This window comes from Streptomyces sp. F63 (assembly GCF_018070345.1).
Classification (GTDB): Bacteria; Actinomycetota; Actinomycetes; order Streptomycetales; family Streptomycetaceae; genus Streptomyces.
The window spans coordinates 1-1380 of the sequence record NZ_JAGPXX010000070.1 but is presented as its reverse complement, the minus strand read 5'-3'; the positions used below and the strand labels follow the sequence as shown (position 1 = coordinate 1380).

The window sequence follows — 1380 nt, the reverse complement described above, 5'->3', positions numbered from 1 at the left end:
GGGACTGTAAGACGTTCGGTGTAACTCCTGATCAAGGAAGATGCATCGATGACCAGTAAGAACGTGACCGAGACCCAGTCCGTCGAGACGCCTGAGCCGCAGCCGTCCCGGGCGGTGGACGACCAGCTCATCGACGAACTGGTGGGCCGGGCCCAGGCCGAGGGCCTGCAGCTCACGGGCGAGGGTGGTCTGCTGCAGCAGCTGACCAAGCGCCTGCTGGAGTCCGCCCTCGAGGGCGAGATCACCGACCACCTCGGCTACGACAAGCACGACCCGGCCGGCAAGAACGGAGGCAACTCCCGCAACGGCACCCGCGGCAAGACCGTACTCACCGACGTCGGACCGGTCGAGATATCCGTGCCCCGCGACCGCGACAGCACCTTCGAGCCGAAGATCGTGCGCAAGCGGCAGAAGCGCCTGTCCGGCGTCGACGAGATGGTGATCTCCCTGTCCGCGAAGGGCCTGACCACCGGCGAGGTCCAGGCCCACCTCGCCGAGGTCTACGGGGCCGAGGTCTCCAAGCAGACCATCTCCACCATCACCGACAAGGTCCTCGACGGCATGGCCGAGTGGCAGAACCGGCCCCTCGACGCCGTCTACCCGGTCGTCTTCATCGACGCGATCCACGTGAAGATCCGCGACGGCGCCGTGGCCAACCGGCCGATCTACATGGCCCTGGCCGTCACAACGGAAGGCCGACGGGACATCCTGGGCCTGTGGGCAGGCGACGGCAGCGAGGGCGCCAAGCACTGGCTGCACATCCTCACCGAGATCAAGAACCGCGGTGTGAACGACGTCCTCATGCTCGTCTGTGACGGCCTCAAGGGCCTGCCCGACGCGGTCGAGACCGTCTGGCCCCGCACGATCGTGCAGACCTGCGTGGTCCACCTGCTGAGGAACTCCTTCCGCTATGCCGCCCGCCAGGACTGGGACAAAATCGCCCGCGTCCTCAAGCCCGTCTACACCGCACCGACCGAAGAAGCCGCACTCGAGCGGTTCGCCGAGTTCGCCGACGCCTGGGGCAAGAAGTACCCCGCGATCGTCCGGCTCTGGGAGAACGCGTGGGAAGAGTTCACCCCCTTCCTCCGCTTCGACACCGAGATCCGCCGCATCGTCTGCACCACCAACGCGATCGAGTCCGTCAACGCCAGGATCCGCCGGGCGGTCAAGGCCCGAGGGCACTTCCCCAACGAGACCGCCGCCCTGAAGTGCGTCTACATGGCCATCATGAGCCTGGACCCCACCGGCAAGGGTCAAGCCCGCTGGACCATGCGCTGGAAAACCGCCCTGAACGCATTCGACATCACCTTCGACGGCCGACTCTCCGCAGCCCGCCAGTAACCCCAACCACCCCGGTTACACCGCTCGTTTGACAGGCCC

At 66.5% G+C, this 1380-nt stretch carries 1 protein-coding gene; it reads left to right on the top strand.

Features of this window, described 5'->3' with window-relative positions; translation table 11 throughout:
* Window positions 1–48: 48 nt before the first annotated feature.
* Window positions 49–1341: an IS256 family transposase gene (locus tag KBZ10_RS28935; protein WP_247703162.1), complete on the top strand. Its 1293-nt coding sequence runs from the start codon at window positions 49–51 to the stop codon at window positions 1339–1341.
* The last annotated feature ends 39 nt before the right edge of the window (window positions 1342–1380 follow it).